General features: G+C 68.6%; 10 protein-coding genes and 1 pseudogene. 5 read left to right on the plus strand and 6 right to left on the minus strand.

From position 1 onward, the window contains the following. Positions 1-246: 246 nt before the first annotated feature. Positions 247-1,824: a protein kinase domain-containing protein gene (locus tag ACWD5O_RS29570; RefSeq protein WP_450087310.1), complete on the plus strand. Its 1,578-nt coding sequence runs from the start codon at positions 247-249 to the stop codon at positions 1,822-1,824. A gap of 51 nt (positions 1,825-1,875) precedes the next feature. Here ACWD5O_RS29570 and ACWD5O_RS29575 read toward each other — a convergent pair whose 3' ends face one another. Together ACWD5O_RS29575 and ACWD5O_RS29580 are read right to left on the minus strand one after the other, a co-directional pair. Beyond that, on the minus strand, positions 1,876-2,307 hold the full coding sequence (locus ACWD5O_RS29575; RefSeq protein ID WP_450087311.1) for a hypothetical protein: 432 nt from the start codon (positions 2,305-2,307) through the stop codon (positions 1,876-1,878). A 233-nt stretch (positions 2,308-2,540) separates the two neighbouring features. Beyond that, positions 2,541-2,783, minus strand: coding sequence for a hypothetical protein (locus tag ACWD5O_RS29580; protein WP_449939726.1), 243 nt, complete (start codon positions 2,781-2,783; stop codon positions 2,541-2,543). A gap of 528 nt (positions 2,784-3,311) precedes the next feature. On the opposite strand from ACWD5O_RS29580, the pseudogene ACWD5O_RS29585 reads away from it, so the two are divergent. Continuing rightward, positions 3,312-3,661, plus strand: a pseudogene (locus ACWD5O_RS29585) (histone-like nucleoid-structuring protein Lsr2). Between the two features lie 120 nt (positions 3,662-3,781). On the opposite strand, the gene ACWD5O_RS29590 reads toward ACWD5O_RS29585, so the two are convergent. From ACWD5O_RS29590 to ACWD5O_RS29600, 3 genes are all read right to left on the minus strand, one after another. After that, entirely contained in the window at positions 3,782-5,017 is a 1,236-nt protein-coding gene (locus ACWD5O_RS29590) for a hypothetical protein (protein ID WP_449939730.1), read from the minus strand. A gap of 472 nt (positions 5,018-5,489) precedes the next feature. Next, on the minus strand, positions 5,490-6,746 hold the full coding sequence (locus tag ACWD5O_RS29595) for a hypothetical protein (protein ID WP_450087312.1): 1,257 nt from the start codon (positions 6,744-6,746) through the stop codon (positions 5,490-5,492). 520 nt (positions 6,747-7,266) lie between these two features. Continuing rightward, the gene (locus tag ACWD5O_RS29600; protein WP_449939734.1) at positions 7,267-7,494 is read right to left on the minus strand and encodes a winged helix-turn-helix domain-containing protein; all 228 of its coding nucleotides are present in this window, start codon (positions 7,492-7,494) and stop codon (positions 7,267-7,269) included. A 469-nt stretch (positions 7,495-7,963) separates the two neighbouring features. On the opposite strand from ACWD5O_RS29600, the gene ACWD5O_RS29605 reads away from it, so the two are divergent. After that, entirely contained in the window at positions 7,964-8,302 is a 339-nt protein-coding gene (locus ACWD5O_RS29605; protein WP_450087313.1) for a hypothetical protein, read from the plus strand. A gap of 917 nt (positions 8,303-9,219) precedes the next feature. Then, positions 9,220-10,122 carry a hypothetical protein gene (locus tag ACWD5O_RS29610; protein WP_450087314.1) on the plus strand — a complete coding sequence of 301 codons (903 nt, stop codon included), beginning with the start codon at positions 9,220-9,222 and terminating at the stop codon, positions 10,120-10,122. Between the two features lie 209 nt (positions 10,123-10,331). Here the strand turns inward: ACWD5O_RS29610 and ACWD5O_RS29615 are convergent, their stop codons facing one another. After that, positions 10,332-10,874, minus strand: coding sequence for a winged helix-turn-helix domain-containing protein (locus ACWD5O_RS29615; RefSeq protein ID WP_449939741.1), 543 nt, complete (start codon positions 10,872-10,874; stop codon positions 10,332-10,334). 1,421 nt (positions 10,875-12,295) lie between these two features. On the opposite strand from ACWD5O_RS29615, the gene ACWD5O_RS29620 reads away from it, so the two are divergent. Then, the gene (locus ACWD5O_RS29620) at positions 12,296-16,270 is read left to right on the plus strand and encodes a carboxypeptidase regulatory-like domain-containing protein (RefSeq protein ID WP_450087315.1); all 3,975 of its coding nucleotides are present in this window, start codon (positions 12,296-12,298) and stop codon (positions 16,268-16,270) included. Positions 16,271-16,279 lie beyond the last annotated feature (9 nt).

The raw sequence follows: 16,279 nt of genomic DNA on the forward strand, positions 1-16,279 counted from the left end.
ACCCGATACCGGCAGGTTGTCCGCCACCCGCCGAACGCAACGAACCGACCTGCCGGCCCAGTTGTCCGCCGTCAACACCTCGACCGCATTCAGGAGAACTGCCCTCATGAACCCATCCACTCCGACGACCGCCGCAACCAACGACGACGCACCCCAGGTGAGGACGGTGGAACGGATCCGCGCCCTCGGCGCGGTCACCGACATCACCACGCCCGATCGCCTTGCGCGCGGGGCAGGGGCGAATGGGTGGCTCCTTTCAGCGCCGCCGCCGTACCCCAGCGCTGTCTCCTCGGCGCGCTCAGCCCGGCGGCGGCAGGGCGGTTGATGGCTGGTGCCGCCGGGCGGGCAAACTGGATGGCCATGTCGCCGTTCACGCCCACCCTCCGGTTGCACGATCGGTACGTCCTGCGCGAGCGCATCGGCCTCGGCGGGATGTCCGAGGTGTGGCGCGCCGACGACGAGGTGCTCGGCCGGCCCGTCGCCGTGAAGGCGCTCGCCGGTGAGTTCGCCGTCGACCCGCAGCTGCGGGCCACCATCCAGCGCGAGGCCCGCGCCGCCGCCCGGCTGACCCACCCCCACATCACCCAGGTGTACGACTACGGCGAGGCGAGCCTGGCCGGCGGCACGGTGGTGCCGTACCTGGTGATGGAGCTGGTCGACGGGCGCAACCTCGCCGACCGGCTCACCGGCGGCCCGCTCGCCTGGCCCGAGGCGGTCCGGATCGCCGGCCAGGTCGCCGCGGCGCTCGCCGCCGCACACCGGATCGGGGTGGTGCACCGCGACATCAAGCCGGGCAACGTGATGCTCACCGACACCGGCGCCAAGGTGCTCGACTTCGGCATCGCCGCGCTCGCCGGCCCGCACCACCCGCTCGCCGGCCAGACAGGCGAACTGCTGATGGGCACCCCGGCCTACTTCGCCCCGGAGCGGCTGGCCGTCGGCCCGCCCAACCCGGCCAGCGACGTCTACGCCCTCGGTGCGCTGCTCTACCGCTCCCTGGCCGGCCGGGCGCCGCTGCCCGTGCAGACCTGGGAGGACGCGATGGAGGTGCACGCCGGGCGCACCCCGCTGCCGCCGCTGCGCATCCCCGGCCTGCCCACCGACATCGCCGAGCTCAGCCTCGCCTGCCTGGCGGCCGACCCGGCCCGCCGGCCCACGGCGGCACAGCTCGCCACCCGGTTCGGCGCTGGCCAGCCGGCCGATCCGCCCACCGCGGTCCTGCCCACCCTGCCGGCCGGACGGGCGGCCGTCGCGCCCGCGCAACCGCCCACGCTGATCGACCGGTCGCTGCCCACGGCGCGACCGGTGCGCGCCGCATCGCCGGCAGGCCCGTCGCGCCGGTCGAATCGGCTGCTCGCGATGCTCGTCGCGGCCGGCCTTGCCCTCGTCGTCGGGGTGGTCGGAATGCTTACCCTCGGCGGCGAACCGGACAGTCCGCCCGCCGCGCCACCGGTCGCCGTCACACCCGTCGAGCAGCCGGCGTCGGAGGCGCCGGGCGATTCGTCCGATCCGGGTAGCGCTCCGCCAACGACCGGCGGGCTCACGCCGGTCACTCTGCGGCAGCTGGCCGCCCAGCTGACGGCGGTGATCGACAACGCGGAGAGCCGGAGCGAGATCGACCCAAAGACGGCCGAGGAGCTGCGGGACAAGCTCGCCGATCTGGACCGGGGCAAGCCCAAGGACCGCGCCAAGCGGATACGGGAACTGAGCGAGCGGGTCGCCGACGCGGCCGACGGGGGCCGGATCAGCGCCGACGCCGCCACCCGCCTTCAGGACCTGCTCGCCGGGTACTCGCAGGCGCGGGGCGAGGAAGACGACGACTGACAGCTCAGGCGCCGGCTGATGCGGTCGGTTGTCCGAGGCAGGCGAGGGCCGCTAACCGACCGGCGTTCCGTTGAGGTGTCGTCGCGCCGTCCGGTCGGCGACGCCAGCTCGCCGGGCGATGTCCGCCACGGTGGCGGTGGGGTCGGCGGCGCGCGCGGCGAGCACGCGGGCGGCAGCGGACGGCCGGGTGCCGTTGCCAGCTGGCGGAGTCTTCACCGGCCGGCCCTGCCGGTGGTCGGCACGCGGTTGCGAAGTCGGCGCTGCGATGACCCGGCCTGGGGCCTCCGGAGCGCTGGTGGGAGACTCTTCCACCTCCTTGCCGCTGTCGGCCGGAGTGCCTGCCGGTCGACCGCCGGTCAGCATCTCCACCACCAGCAGCAGCGCCAGGGCTGGCCAGGCGGAGATGACCCGGGCCACCAGGTTGTCCGGCGCCGCCAGAACATTCGCGACGATCGACGCCACCACACCGATCAGGAAGGACACCCGCGCCGACATCCGCCCCGGCCGCCCGCCGGCGCGGTCGGTGCACTCGTTACGGCTAGGAACAAGGCGAAGGCGGCAGGCAGGCAGCTTGTCATCACCAATCCCGGTAGGAACGCCCGTCGGGTCCTGGGTATCACCGGCGTTCTGGACGTCCTCTCATCCGGCAGTAGCTCACCAGCGGCCCATACTCCGCGGGTGCCCACGGGACCCGCTCGCTGTTGGTCGGCTCGGCGTCACTGGCGACCTGGGTGGCAGGGTGGATGGTGTCGCCGGCTTTGGCTGGCGGCGTGGCCCGTGACGTTGGCGACCTGGGCGGAACGGTGCGCGGTGTCACCGGCCTGACTGGCGTTGTGAGCGGTGAGGTTGGCGGCACGCTGGACGGCACCGCCGGCGGTCTCGGCGTCGCTGGCGTGACCGGCGATTTGGGCGGCGCCGTGCACGACGTTGGCAGTGCCGCTGGCGACGTCGGTGTTCACGGCGACGCGTACGCCAGCGTGGAAGGCGGGCTCCTGGGGCCTGACCGAAGGCCCGCTCGAGCTGCACCTCTGCTTCATGCGGAGGCCGGGATCGCGTTCTATCGTGCCGTTCCTGGCCTCCGCATTGGCGTTGTCGCCCTCGTTGAGTTGCCTCGGCGCCAACGGGCCGGGCCCCGCTTGAGCACCCAACGCGGAAGCCTTCCTTGAACCGGAAGAGAGCCCCATCTCGCAGAACTGCCTGGTACAACCGCTCGCGTTCGACAAGTGAACGCGTGGGACCGGTCCCTCCGTTGTTCCTGAAGGAGAGAGAGTTGGGCGGTCTCAGCGCGGCCGGCAAACCCGGGTTGAAGTGCTCGGCCGGGAGATGGCCTCCAAGGGGGCGGGGCTGGGTTGCCTCCCGGCTTCAATCCACCGGATTCGGTTCCATTTGAACACCCCGCCTCCGACCCCGCCGGCAGGGGCACATACTGTTTCTTGTTGCTCGAATTGAGCCGCACCCACCACATGTCGTCGCGAGGAGCAATTGTCATGGCTCGCAAAGTGATCACGGTGTTGACAGACGACCTCGATGGGGGGAAGGCGGACCGTACGGTCGAGTTCAGCCTGGACGGCGTTTCATACGCCATCGACCTGTCGGACGAGAACATCGGTACCCTTCGCAAGGCCCTCGACGACTATATCTCCGCTGGCAGGCGGATCGGTCGAGGCGGTGTCGACGCCCGCCGATCCGCACAATGGTCGGCGAGCCCCGCGACTTCCAGGGCGACCGACCGGGCGCGGACCGGTCGGTCCGTGAATGGGCCGCCCAGAACGGCTACGAGGTCTCCGAACGGGGACGCATCCCGACGTCGGTTCTGGAGGCATATCGCAATCGCTGACAAGGGGGCGAGGCTCGCCGGTCCCACAGGTCCGGTGCCTGCCTTCCGTCAGGTCCGCTGATCCGTCCAGTCATGACCGGGGCCGGACAAGATCGGGTATCAGTCTTGGAGCGCGGGTGATCAGCGGTAGCACCGCCAGGCATACGGATCGTCGGGGTTGGATGTCCGGGCGTATGCGCCCGACTCATATGTGTCGCGGCAGGCGACGTCCATGTCGACGATGGACGCGGAGAGAAGCCTCGTACATTGCCAACGGCCGTCATTGCGGGAGTCCGCTGAGCCCCCGGTGTGCCGGTCACAGTACCGCCGGACCATGTTCCCCACCTCCCGGCCGCTTGATGGGCCGAGCAGGACCGGGCCCGAGCTCTGAGTCGGTGTCGGCGTGCCCACGGTGGACGTCGGGGTCGGAGTGACGGAAGGCGTGACCGACGGTGTGGCGCTGGGCGTGGCGGAGCGTGTTCCCGACGGTGTGGCGCTTGGCGTGGTTGAGGAGTTGCGCAGTGCCGCGGAATCGGGCGGCGTTGACGGTATCTCGGGGAGGGCAATCGGTTGCTCAGACGGGTACGGCGGGGTGGTGGCCGCCGACAGCGGGAGCCCGTCTTCCGGCGGCCGGCCTGACCCCCGCATGAACGCCAGAGCGCAGACAAGCGCCCCCAGCGCGAGTAGGCCGACCGGGATCAGCCAGCGCCGCCGCCGGCTGGCCGGCCGTGGGCGGGCAGCAACGTCCCGGTTGTGCTTCCTCCGTGGCCGCACCTCGGGCGCCTCGGGGTTCCGCGCGCCCGGCTCCTCGTGGCGGTACTGGTTGCGGCTGGCGTAATCGTCGTGGGGGTACTCCTCGTGGGCGTAGCCCGCCTCGGGTTGGGCGTACCTCTCCTGCTGCGCGCCGTACGCGTTGTCGTGGACCGAACTGGCATCGCTCGGTCCGTACCGGTCCTGGGCCCGACGTTCCTCCCGGTAGGCCTGGTCGCGAGCGTCGTCCGTATAGGTCTGGTCGGGCTGGTAGTACGCGGGTTCGGGATCGACCGGTGAGTCGAACGATGGGTATTTGTGCTCGTGCTGAGGGTAGGCCCGGTCGTACTGCTCATCTTCGTCCTCGTACTGCGGGTGCGTCCGGTGCCTCGCGTGTTGCCCTTCGTGCTCCTGGTGGGCATCCGCAGGTTCGTACGCCTCCCCATCTTGGTCCGACACGTCGTCACGCCACTGTGGCGCGGCAGCTTCCTGCCGCTGGTAGGACGAGTCGGAATCGCCTGCTTCCAACCATGACTGTCGAGAGATCCAGCTGTCTATGACACTCGCCGGATCGTCGTGATGTCGGGTAGCCCCATCGACGGAACGAGAAGTCGATCTCTCGGCCACGGTCGCCGGCCTCCTCGGGGAGCACAGGTGCGGACAGCTAGCTGACCTTACTCGCCATCGGCCAAAAGTCCACCCAGCGCATCCAGCGAACGGCCGATAGGCCGCCCGCAGCTTGTTGGCCCCGACCAGCGCAACAAGAGCCGGAAGATGCGCGCAGTGATCAAGCGCAACGCCGGCGAGCCGTGGCATGGATGCCGTGGTAACGACGAGGTCCACTCGTGCGGGCTACGGTGCCAAACCGTGGGTCGATCGCGGTAGAGGGTGGGTGTGGTGGGCCGAGCGCGTTTCATCTAGGTGCACGCCACGCTCCGCCTGGGAATCGCCGAGGTGGTCCGCGAGGCCGGCGCGCGTCCACGAGCTTTTCGACACGGCGGCCTTCGCCGAAAGTGGCCTCCGGCTCCTCACCGCGGTGCCGCAGCCGGTGACGACCGTCGATCGCCCGGCCCGTCGGTGACGGGCCGGGCGTCGGGTGTCACGGCAGCGTACGGATCCGCAAGGTCACCATCTCCGGCTCGGCCAACTGGTCAGTGACCGCGTAGATCTTGTTGCCGGACACGGCCAGCCCCCCGTCGACCAGGTTGTGCGCCCACGTCTCCTGGTTCGGTAGGTGCCCGAACTCGTACGTGGCGATCGGGGTGGTGCTGCCCGGCTCGAAGACCCAGACGTCCTTGTCGTACGACGAGTTGGTGCCGGCGACGACGAGGCCGTCGGGCCGGATCGCTACGGCGTTCGGGTACGTCACGGTCGGGTACTGGTGCACCTCGACGAGGTCGGACGTGCGCAGGACCGGGTGGTAGTACGGCGCGCCCGAGGGGACGATCACCTCGGTGCCGTCGGGGGTGACAGCCAACTGCGCGACCGAGCCACCGTCGGTCCGGCTGATCGCCCGCTGGACCAGCCCCGTCGCGGTGGCCTCGAAGCGGACCAGCAGGGCAGGGCTGGAGCCCGTCGCTCCGGCGATCAGCATGTCGGGCTGAGCGGGTGAGGTGGCCAGCTGCATCGCCGAGCTGATCCGCTCGTCGATGGCGTCGACCGCGTTCACGTTGAACCTGCCGGTCGCGAGGTCGACCCGGCCGATGCCCGCCGTGGGCTCGTTCTCGCACCCCCACGAGACCCAGAGCTGGCCGGCCGCGAAGGCCATGTCCTTCGGGCACGTCATGGTCCCGTCGGTCTTCCCGGTGAACTGCCCGTCCAGTTCCCACGTGTCCAGGTCCACGATCCTGAGCCAGTCCTGATCGCCGGCGGCGATGTAGAGCTTGCTGCCGTCCGGGCTCAGCGTCATCCCGGCGGCCCCCGGTGCGATGCCTGGAAGGGTGCGAAGGACGCTGCCGTTCAGGTCGGTGACGATCAGACCGTCGGTGCCCTTGCCCCCGGTGATGTAGACCCGGCCGCGTGCCTCGTCCATCAGGATGTCGCCGAACCGGAAGCCGGTGACGTAGCCCGGGATCGGGATCTGGGCGTTCACGTCGGTGCTCGGAGGAGAGGTGGTGGTGGTCGGAGTCGGTGTCGGGCTGACGGTGGGGTTCGACGTCGGGCTGAACGTCGGCGAAGGGCTGGGATGTGGCTTTCGTCCCGGCCGCGGGGACTCCGGCGTCTTGTCGGCCTTGGACCTGGTGCTGTCGGCGACGAGGTGCGCTTTCGCCGCGGTGTCGTCGGCGGACCGGTCGCTGCCCGCCACGGCGGTGCCCCCGCCGACGGCCAGGAGGGCGAGCACGCCGGCCCCCACCATCCAGATCCGTGCGCGCCGGCCCCTGTGTGCTCTTCGGCTCATCGTTCCCCGTTCTGATCCGGTACGTCGCGTGGGCCGGAATCGGACCCCGGCCCGCCGACCAAAGGGCGCTCCGAAGTGCGAAAACGTTACGCGAAACACCATCGGCGCCGAGGCGGCCAGATGAGGCGGAGGAGTGGGCCGGTCTCGGCGAAAGGTGCTGGTTGTCGCCGGTGGTGACGTCGACGAAGCGGTGCACGGCGTCGATGGCGTGCAGGGTGGCCAGCCGCAGCCGGGCCGAGCGGGGCGAGGGGAACAGGGCTCGGGTTGCGTCTGCTTTGCGGCGTCTTAAGCGCCCGGACACGCCGGGTGCCGGTTTGTGCAAATGACGCAACATGAAGATGATTCCCATAACTGCCCCCACCTGCACGAGTTCGTGGACGAACACTGATAGCACCGGACTTGGTACGCCCCCGCGGGCGTCCATCGGGTCGGCTCCACGCAGTCGGCGTAACGTCCACGTCTCCTGGTTCGCCTTACTTCATGAGTCGTCATGCCCCTTGACGTAGACGCCCCGCCCAGGCTCTCCATACACGACGCCTCTGGAGTGCAGCACCAGAAGTGCACGCTGCACGGTTGCAACGGAAACGCTGTAGAGCTCTGAGAGCTGACTGTAGGAAGGAATCTTGGATTCGGGTGGGTACTCGCCGGTGGCGATGCGGGCGGCGATGTCGTCCGCGATTTGGCGGTAGGTCATTCGTCGGGGCATGTCACTCCTGGGTTGGCGCCCCGATGAGATCACGGGCACTAGCTCCACTCAACCTCCGACTGACCTAGTGAACTAGGTGCACGTGCTGTAGGCGCGAGTGGTGTCTTGTGATCCTGGGTTGGCGCCAACGGGCACGGACCCGCTCGGTCGGGCTCGGGCCAGGTTCGGCTCCCGGCCCCGGTTCGGCAGCCGAAGAGCCCGCTCGCCGCGATGCGATGCGCCACGGTCCCCGCCTACGCCCACACGAGCTGCCAATGACGGCGCCCGGATCCGGACTGGTACGGGAAGGAGCAGGCGAGCAACCATGAACCTTGACCCGGATTGCTTGCACCGCAGGGAGTTCTACGGCCTGACGGCCAGCGCCGCCTGCGGTGGCACGGAGCCCCACATCGGCAGACCGCAGCTGCTGAGTCTAATCCCGGCCGACGCCCGTCAGCTCCTCGCCCATCGACAACATTGGTAAGCCGAGGTGCAAGTCTTCCACGTCAGCCTCACCCTCTGGATCACTCCACCGGGCGACACGTCGCTCCCGATGTTCGTCGACCGCCTGCGCGACCAGCTCATGGAGCTACAGCAGCAGTGGGACGGCGTCATCACACCAAACGTCAAGGGCAATACCGACACAGACACCTGTGAAGTGGCGTTAAACGTCAAGGCCGACGACATCACGACTGCGCCCATCGCCGCCGGCCGGGCCGTACGCTTCGCAGCCGACCGCGCGATGCCATCCCGGCGGGTGACCATCAAACGCATCACCGTCCAATCAACGCCGCCTCGACCCGCCACGCTCGCCGACCTGCTTTCCTAATCGCCCGTGGGAGCTAGCGAAAGTGCGCTTTGCCGCGAGCGCGTCAAGGCTCCGGCTCTGGTCGCAGCTAGCGCCGTCTGGAGCGCGGGCGCGCGACGTCCCTCCCAGCACTTCATCGCGGCCGTCACCACGGCTCGGTTCGATTGCCAGACGATGGCCGCCTTTGCGGGAGCAGTCGGACAGGCAATCCCACCTTGTGAGCAGCTATGGATCTCCTGTAACAGCTCAACAGTCCTCGACGTCTGCTATAGAGGCCGGAGTGTGTGGCCTTGGTGGCGGGCGTTCCCCAACCCCCAACTCCCGTCCGCCTCGTCGGACAAACACGACGAGGCCCGGCGGGGCCAGCCATCACTCGGCCGAACTGCCGGTTCCGTCCAGGTGCCGGAGTCGCCAACCAAGGGGAGACTATGACGGACACCGCCTCACGAGAGGGCGCTCAGGTGCCATCGCCAGCGCCGGAGGACCAACGATCTGCGACGTGCCGTAACTGTGGGCAGCCGCTGTTTCAGGAGTGGTTGTGGGGCTGGATGCACGAGGGCGCTCGTTACCTCTGCGAGGACTCCGCCACGGGTGAGTTGCTGTGCGCTCCGGCTACGCCCGCCGGAACCCTTATCAACGCACACCCCAGTTGAACCCTGGCATTCGCACGGTGCCTTCTCCCGTCTGAACGCCCTGCCGTCGATGGCCTCCGCAGCCGTCCATACTGTTCGTGCCGACCGGTTCCAAGCCGTCCACCCACGAATCTCGCGCGCGAGCTCGGCGAGGTCGCGGTCGAGCGCGCTTCGGCTGGAGTCCCGCCCTCAACGTCAGCCCGTCTGGTGCCCGCTCAAGATTGCGCAGCCCAGGGCGGATCTCGAGCAAGGCACCTTCCGCGGGTGTATGGCGATCCGACAGGTGGCCGCCCGCATTTTCCTGGGATGTACTTCCGCGATCTGCCACACATTCACAAGACCCGGCTGATCGAGGACGGTATCCCCGAATCATGCAAGCTCGCCGCCTGGGTCACCGCCTTGCGGGCTTGCGCGGCATCCACAGCCACGTCACGGAAGCCACGCAACAGAATCTCGTCAACGTGCTGCAGCGCCGATGGGAGACGACTGAGCCGCGCCAGCCCGACGCTGTGGTATGCCGCCTCCGCAGCACCGCCTGACGATGCAATCGCCGCCGCCTCAGAATTTCGGGTGGCACGCCCGAGGCGGAACAAGGCGTGCCCGGGGACGGCCGTGACCTCGCCGGTTAGCACGGTGGTGGCGTCAGCGTCAGCCGAGGTCGATGTCGATGTAGGCGGGGTCGTGGTCGGAGCCGTCGCCGCTGATCTGGGTACGGCGCATGACGTGCGCCGCGGTGACTATCAGGTCTGGGCTGGTCCAAATCTGATCGTAAAGGGCGAAGGTGGTGACGCCCTTGGCGCGGTGACGGTGCGTCCAGGTGATGGGGGACAGGTCGGCGAACTGGTCGCCGATCAGGGTGCCGTTACGGTTGGGCCCGGCGGCGGCGCGGCCCTGGTGAACCTGTTCAGCGAGGTTCGCTTGGCGCAGCGCGGTGAGGGTCGCGGCGTCTGGCAGGTCGTTCAGTCGCCGGTCATCACGACGCGGCGGGTCACCCGCTGCCGGCGCAGGATCTGGGCGATCGCCCTGGCCTGGTCCCTGCGTCGTTCGGCGATGGCTTCTCGTTCGGCTAGGACCTCAGCCGGGGTGAGCGTGTGCTCGTCGGCGATGAAGTCGCAATCCGAACGTTCACGCCTTGATGGTCGTGCGCTGCCACTAAGGGTGACTGCAATCGTCCTGGGCGGCTCCCCAGGTCTAGGCCGGCGTTCCTGATCAAGGTATGCGGTCTGTCGCTGCCGAACTGTTGGCGCAACCGCCCGCAAGCGACGGCTGAGCATCATTGCGACGGCGATTCAGTTTGGATCCGTGCGGATCCTCGGATCAGTTCCGATCCAGCAGAACTCAAGGGTCGGCTCCGGCACTATGTAGCCCGGGTCGGACCCGAACATATCGATCTGGAGGACCCGGAAGGCGCATCACTTTCAGATCTGGTTTCGGCTCTCTCGGGCTTCTTCGGCGTTCGTTGACAGCACCGCGCCTGGGTCGACAAGACGCAGGCCGACGCCGCGCACCGCCTGGATCCGCAGCGGGCAGTCCAATTCGTCGAGCTTGCGGCGGAGTCGCTTCACCACCGACCACACGTCGCCCCGGCCGCCGAGGTGGTCGTTGCCCCAGACCGCGCGGTGCAGTGACTCGAAGGTGCAGGTGCGGCCGAGTCGTGCCAGCAGAAGGTACCGAAGCAGGTCGTGCTCGAGGGGTGACAGGGGCACGGTGCGCCCGGACCAGGTTGCCACCCGCCTGTCCGAGTCGACCTCCGGGACGACATCAGCCGTTCCTATGAGGGCTCGCGAGAGCGGCTCGACGACGCGTGGATGGACTGACGGTGCTTCGGCGGGCGGGGCGCTGCCGACAAGTAGCGACAGGAGCTCCTCCGGCGACGAGACCAGCAGTACCGGAGCATGGCCGGTCACCAGCGACGCCAGGCGCACTCTCTCCTCCGTCGAGGAGGCGATCGCGATGACCACGGCCGCGTCGTCGGCTCCCGGTGGACGTTCCATCCGGACGTCCTTGATGGACGTCTCCCCCCGAGCGAGAGTCATCTTTCTCCTTACCTGTGGCCTACTGCGTTCCGCCTGCGTCGCGGACCCGATATGGAACAGGAGCAGACGCTGGTAGGACCCGGAACGACCCCCCAAGCCCTCTGGGCGCCGCGCGGGTCACGTCGGCTACCCGAAAGGATGATATGAACTATGTGAATGGACGATCAAGCACAGCACGTGAGCAACTTGGCACTAACAGTCGACGAGATCGACAGTTATCGTCAGGGCGATGACGAAGTTGGGCAGAAATTGCCCATCGGTTCCGGGTGGGGTGTAGGGGCTCATTACGCTGGTGTGGCGTTGACCAGCAGCGACACGGCAGGCCGTCGGAACAGTGACCTCGCCGATCTGATCAGGCGACTCGCCGACGAGGAACCCCTCCTGGCGCTACACCGTCGGGGTCTTAGAGGCCGATGCCCGTGACCCAGCCGGAGTCGGTGATGCCCATGGCGTTACAGGATCCATCCTGAGTCGGTCGGGAGCAGCGACGTGAGAGCCACGAGGTGGTCGTCTGCCATCCACAGCACCGCCCGGTCGCCGGGGTCGAGAACACTCTCCTTGATCGGCGGTCAGCCGAGCGGCGAACCGTCGAAGGAGTAACTGAAGTCGTAGAGCTTCCTGCCGCCGCCGACTCGGCTGAGGGCGGCGGCGTGCCGGGCCTCCTGGTGGTCGACGTACGACACGACCCTGCCGACCGCGGGTCGACCTTGTGCCCGGGGGCGGGCTTGGGCACGGCAAGGCCGGCAACTCCGCCCTCGTAGGCCACGACCGGGTCGAGTGCCATCTGCACCACGTAGGTCTCGGTCGGCTGTGGGCTGGCACTCGCGGTGCTGGTTCCCGGCACGATGGTGAGTCCCATGGGCACTACGCCCAGCGCAACCGGCGCGGTTGTCCGCTGCTGCCAGGTACTAGCGGTTTGGTCGTTCGGGCCACGTGGTCCTTCCCTGCCGGCGGGCCGCTTCCGAGCATCCAACGGCCGGAGTCGATATGTGCTGTGCGTGCAGCCTCGTGACTTACTCATCGGTCGCCCCTGTCGGAGTCATGCCATGTCGGAGAACCCGCCATTTCGTGGGTTTGGGACGAGGACCCGGAAACGTCGCATGGTTATGACGCGCTGACCATCAGTTAGCCGCGAGTTGACCGGAGTGCTCCCGAGTTGCCCATGCCGCCGGGTAGACCCACCTGTGCCGCATCATCCATGTTGGTCTATAGCCCACGACCGTGGGGTGTCGTGCGCGTCCTGTCTCTGCGGCGCGCTAGTACATGGAGGTTCCGTGCACACACGAACCAGGCATGTGAGACGCGCGTCAGTCGTGACAGCGGCTTTCGCGGTTCTCGCGACAGCGATGGCGAGCGCAGTACCCGCGTTCGCCGCGCCGTCGACCACAGCACCGTCAGCCAACCCGGCCGACAAGCTCACCTCGGCCGTCGAGAAGACGCTCACCACGCACGACTCGGCGGACTTCTGGGTGAAGCTGTCGGCGAAGGCCAACCTGGACGCGGCGCCGAACAACGCCGACTGGGGCAAGCGCGGCCAGTACGTCTACGACGCGCTCACCAGCACGGCCAAGACGTCCCAGGCCGACGTGATCCAGCAGCTCGAGGCGAACAACGCCGACTACGAGAGCTTCTGGATCAGCAACCGCATCCTCGTCGAGGACGGCACGCTGGAGCTCGCCAAGGAGCTCGCCGCGCAGTCCGAGGTCAGCCAGATCACCGAGACCACGAAGTTTGACCTCGTCGAACCGGTCAAGCGCGAGAAGGCGCCGGCGAACGCCCCGGCCACGGTCGAGTGGGGCCTCGACTTCATCAACGCCCCTGAGGTCTGGGCCCAGGGCTTCACGGGCGAGGGCATCGTCGTGTCGAGCGTCGACACCGGCGTCCAGTTTGACCATCCGGCGCTCGCCGACGGTTACCGCGGTCGGCAGCCCGACGGGACAATCGTCAACAACTACAACTTCTTCGACTCCTCCGGGCGGTGCGGCGCCGGCAATCCGTGCGACGTGAACGGGCACGGCACCCACACCATGGGCACCATGATGGGCGACGACGGCCAGGGCAACCAGATCGGTGTCGCGCCCGACGCGCAGTGGATCGAGGCCAACGGCTGCGACACCTGCTCGGACGCCGACCTGCTCGAGTCCGGTCAGTGGATCACCGCGCCGACCCGCACGGACGGCACCGACGCCGACCCGGCGATGCGGCCGCACGTCGTCAACAACTCGTGGGGCGCGGTCGCCGCCGGGGCCATCGACGACTGGTACCAGGACATCACCGACGCGTGGGCTGCCGCCGGCATCTTCGGCGCCTGGTCGGCGGGCAACAGCGGTCCCGGTTGCCAGACGACCTCCTCGCCGGGCGCGAACACTACGAACTACTCGACGGGCGCGGTCGACTCCTCGGGCCGCATCGCGTCCTTCTCCTCGCGCGGTCCGGGTGAGGGCGGCGGGATCAAGCCGAACATCTCGGCCCCGGGCGTGGCCGTTCGCTCCTCGGTCCCCGGTGATGGGTACGCGCTCTACAACGGCACCTCAATGGCCGCCCCGCACCTCGCGGGCGCCGTCGCCGTACTGTGGAGCGCCGCACCGGCACTGATCGGCGACATTCCGGGCACCTGGGAACTGCTGAACCAGACCGCCCACAACGTCGACGACACCTCGTGCGGCGGCACCGCCGAGAACAACAACGTCTACGGCGAGGGCACGCTCGACCTGGCCGCGCTGATCGACGCTGCGCCGATCGGTGACATGGGCACCGTTGCCGGCACCGTCACCGAGACCGACGGCGACCCGATCAGCGGGGCGCGCGTGACGGTCGACGGCGAGCACGACCGTACCGTCACCACCGGCACGGACGGCACGTACTCCGTCCGCGTCGCCGTGGGCGACTACCAGGTCTCGGCCTCGGCGTTCGGCTACCTGCCGTCTGCCCCGACCGGCGCCACGGTCACCGTCGACGCGACCACCACGGTGGACATCGACCTCGAGGCCGCGCCACGCCACACCGTGTCCGGCACCGTCACGGACGTCGCCACGGGCAACCCGTTCGTCGGCACCACGGTGAGCATCTCCGCACCGATCGACCCGGTCACCACCGACGCCAACGGCGCGTTCGCGTTCGCCGACGTGCCCGAGGGCACCTACACGATCTCGATCGAGGGCGGCACCTGCACGAGCGTGTTCTCGGAGGAGGTCGTCGTCGACGGTGACGAGACGGTCACCGCCGAGATCGCCCGTCGATACGACGACTTCGGGTACTTCTGCACGGTCGGCAGCGACGGGGCCGCCACGGGTGACACCCCGGTGAACCTGACCGGTGACGACGCGGCGACCACGGTCCCGCTGCCGTTCTCGTTCCCGTACTACGAGGGCGACTACACGACGGCGTACGTGACCACCAACGGCCACGTGAACTTCGCCGGGCTCTCGACCGCATACAGCAACACCGCGATCCCGAACAGTTCCGAACCCAACGCGGCGATCTACGGGCTGTGGGACGACCTGTACTTCGACGCCTCGTCGGGTCTCTACACCGCGGCCACCCAGGTCGACGGCGTGGACGCGTTCGTCCTCGAGTTCCGGAACGTCACGTTCTACGCCAACCGCGCCGAGCGGACGAACTTCTCCGTGACCCTCCTGGAGAACGGTGAGATCGAGCTCGGCTACGGGGCGAACTCGGGCGGAGCGGCGGCCGGCAGCTCGGCCACGGTGGGTATCGAGAACGAGAACGGCACCATCGCCCATCAGTTCTCCTACAACACCCCGACGATCAATGCCGGAATGTCGATCCACTACGACTCCGCGCCACGAGGCACGGTGGCCGGCACGGTGACCGACCGGAACACGGGTACGCCGATCTCCGGCGCGACCGTGGCGGTCTCCTCCGAGGCCCAGAGCAAGACCGTGACCACTGGAGCGGACGGCACGTACTCGACGTCGGTCCTCACCGGTGGCTACTCGGTCGAGATCACGGCGCCGAAGTATGAGGCTGCCACCGGCTCGGTCATGGTTACCGAGGACAGCACCGTGAGGTTCGACGCCGCGCTGGCCGCGGGCATGGTGACCATCGCTTCGGACGGCGACACGCACGCCGAGCTGCCGATGGGCGGTTCGCACACCGAGGAGCTCACGATCACCAACGAGGGCACCGCCCCGGCGTCGGTCGAGCTGGAAGCCCGCAGCGGCGAGTTCGCGCCGCTCGCCACGGGTGCTCTCACGGCGGTGAAGGGTAAGGCGACCGTCCCGGCGTCGGTGGCCCCGAAGGGGAAGCTGTCGGCGGCCGGCTCGTCGATGTCGCGTTCGAACGTCAAGGGCGAGACGGTGACGCCTCAGGCGGCGCCGATCCCGGCCGACGAGATCACCATCACGCACTCCGCGTCGCAGGCGATCATGACCGGCAACTCGGCGTCGTGCAACAACGGCCTCACCACCCGGAACAACTCGTACCTGCGGACATTCACGCTGGCCGACTTCGGGCTCAACGGCCTGGACGTGTCGAGCGTGTCGTTCGGGGTGGAGGTGAACCAGGGGAGCCAGCCGCTCACGGTCAACCTCTACGCGCTCGAGGGCGAGCTGCGGTACGCCAACATGACGCTCATCGGCTCGGCCGACGCCACGGTCCCGGCCGGTAACGGCACTCTGGTGACGGTCCCGGTCGAGGGCGCGGTTCCGTCCGGTGGCACCCTGGTGGTCGAGGTGAGCGTCCCTGCGGATGGCTACTTCTTCATCGGCTCGAACAACGCCGGCCAGACGGCTCCGTCGTACATCGCCTCGGTGGACTGCGGCATTTCCGAACCGGCCGACACGTCGTCGATCGGCTTCCCGGGCATGCACATCGTGATGAACGTGACGGGTAGCACGGGCGGCGCTCCGGCGGACTGGGTGTCCTTCGACAACCCGTCCGTCACGCTCGAGCCGGGCGAGTCGGTCACGGTGGAGGCGACCATGTCGGCCGACGTCGACCAGCCGGGCGCGTACTCCGCCGCGATCGGTGCCAGCACCAACACGCCGTATAACGTGGGTGAGGTGCCGGTGTCGATGAACGTCACCGCCCCGAAGTCGTGGGGCAAGATCACCGGCACCGTCACCGAGGCCGGCGGCCAGCCGCTCGGTGGGGTCATCGTCCAGGTGAACGGCGGCAAGGGGTACCACACGACGCTGGTCACCGAGGAGGACGGCACGTACGAGTACTGGATCGACTCGAGGGTGAGCCCGCTCACGCTGATCGTCGCGGCCGAGGGCTACGTGCCTGAAACGGCGAAGGTCAAGCTCAAGGCGGGCAAGACGGTCACGACGGATTTCTCGCTCGACCCGCTCCAGTAGCGCGTACAC

The organism is Micromonospora sp. NPDC005161, assembly GCF_053599855.1.